This is a genomic window from Streptomyces sp. NPDC057654, assembly GCF_042800135.1.
Lineage (GTDB): Bacteria > Actinomycetota > Actinomycetes > Streptomycetales > Streptomycetaceae > Streptomyces.
The window spans coordinates 1-2,039 of sequence record NZ_JBHVHQ010001182.1; the positions used below are offsets into that span (position 1 = coordinate 1).

Here is a 2,039-nt window from a genome sequence, read left to right on the forward strand (position 1 = left end):
ATACGGAGAACGGCAAGGGGCCGCCGTCCGGCATTGTCACCATGGCCCGCGCCTGCTGGGGGTTCAATCCGTATTTGAGCGGTAAGCCGGTCTGACTGCTCGGCATTCGAATGACCTCTCCTGTGTCAACAGCAGCTGGTCGGCAGGCGGCCGGCCGTGCGCCGGACGGGCCGTGCGGCGGCCGGGCGGATTGCCCTCCGTCAAGGTAGCGGCAAGTCGGTGGCGGCCGTCAACCCGGGAAACACGGCCGCCGGACCCCGGCGCGTGGCTGCCCGAGGTGTCCCCTTGCTGTCGGGGTAGCGCTCCCATACGCTCCAACGAGCTGGCCGCGAACGGGAAATGAACCGGTTCGCCGAAGGAGGAGCCGCGCCGCCTTGGACGTAGAGAAGAAATCGGATACTCCGCAAAGAGTATTACCGGCGGGGCCGGCCCCGACAAGCTTTTGGTCGCGGTTCGCGCTCGTCTACTGCTGCGGGATTCTCGCGGCCATGAGCCTCGGCAAGATGGCCCCCATCGCCGTGCAGCTGCGGGGCGCGCTGGGGCTCTCCCTCGACCAGATGTCGCTGGTCACCTCCGCCACGACCGCCGTCGCCGCGCTGTTCGGCATCCCGATGAGCTACCTCCTGGTGCGCTTCTCGCTCCGTTGGGCCCTGGTCGCCGGCTGCCTCGTCATGGGCGTCGCCGGCTTCCTCGGCTCGCGGACCGGCGGCTTCGGCTCGATGATGGCGACGCGGCTGGCGGAGAGCCTCGGTTACGTGGCCGTGGTCGTCGCCGCGCCCGCGGTGATCATCTCCATGGGCGGCGGCATCCGGCGCATCACCGCGCTCGCCGTGTGGGGCACCTTCTTCCCCGTCGGCCTGGCACTGGGGCTCTTCGCCGGCGGCCTGCTCTCCGCCTGGTTCAGCTGGCGGACCTGGCTGGCCGTCGCCGCGGTCGCGCTCCTGGCGATGGGCGCCGTGGCCGCGGTCGTCCTCGCCCGGCCCGCCCGTATCGAGGCGGACGGCGCCGAGAGCGCGGCGGCGGGCGAAAGCGCCGCGAACCGGCCCGGGGCGGCGGGGGAGCGGCGGATCCGCAGGCTCACCCGGCCGCTGCTGCTCTCCCTGGGCTTCGCCACCGCCAGCGGGTCGATCGTCGCCGTCGTCTCCCTGCTCCCCACCTATCTGCACGAGGAACTGTCCGTCTCCACGGCTGAGGCCGGGACCCTGACCGGCGGCGTCTCGCTGGTCGGCACGGTCGGCGGCTTCCTCAGCGGCTGGCTGCTGCGCCGCGGCGTGCCCGTGCGCAGGGTCTTCACCGCCTCGCTGCTGATGCCGCTCGGCACGGCCGTCGCGTTCCTCAGCTCGGCGGGCGTCACCCTGAGCGCGGTCGGAGCGATGATCGTGGCCATCGCCAACGAGATGGTGGTGGCCGCCGTGTTCGCCACGATTCCGGCCGTCGTCTCCACCCCCGCCGACATCGGCATCACCAACGGCCTCGTGGCCCAGGTCGGCAGCGTGGGTTCGCTGGCCGGACCCCCGGTGGCCAGTTTCGCGGTGCTCGCGGCGGACGGCTGGTGGGCCGTGGTGCCCACGGTGCTGCTGGTGTGCGTGGCGGGGACCGTACTGCTGCGCGTTTCCGTGCGGCGGCTCCCCGCCTGATCCCGGCGCCGGGAAGGACAACGCAGTTCAGCGGTCCGGCGCCGGGCAACTGATCAATTCCCGATTATGCCGCCGACGGATATGAGCCAAATCGATAAGATCGCCATTGTCACCCGGCCGTGCGTGAGTATGCTGAACGCGGTTGACCACGGGATTGAGTGATCATTCAGCGTCGCGCGGCGACGCCGCCCGGAGGTGGGGACACGTGTTCCAGGGCCAGAATTCCGCTCTCTTGGACGAAGTGCGCGCCGAAGTACGGACCTGGCTCAAGGGAAACTGGCAGGTCGACCTGTTGCTCGGGCAATGGTGGCGGCTGCTCGCGGAGGCCGGTTTCGCATTTCCCACCTGGCCGGCCGGCATGGGCGGCCGGAAAACGCAGCGCAAAGAAGCCAAGATCATAAC

Annotated in this window: 2 protein-coding genes; both read left to right on the top strand. The window is 70.3% G+C overall.

Annotation, left to right across the window (positions count from 1 at the left end; translation table 11 throughout):
* The first annotated feature begins 374 nt into the window (after positions 1–374).
* Positions 375–1,637 carry a nitrate/nitrite transporter gene (locus tag ACFU99_RS41795; protein WP_384403511.1) on the top strand — a complete coding sequence of 421 codons (1,263 nt, stop codon included), beginning with the start codon at positions 375–377 and terminating at the stop codon, positions 1,635–1,637.
* A 205-nt stretch (positions 1,638–1,842) separates the two neighbouring features.
* On the top strand, positions 1,843–2,039 hold a 197-nt coding region (locus ACFU99_RS41800), incomplete at its 3' end, for a hypothetical protein (protein WP_384403514.1).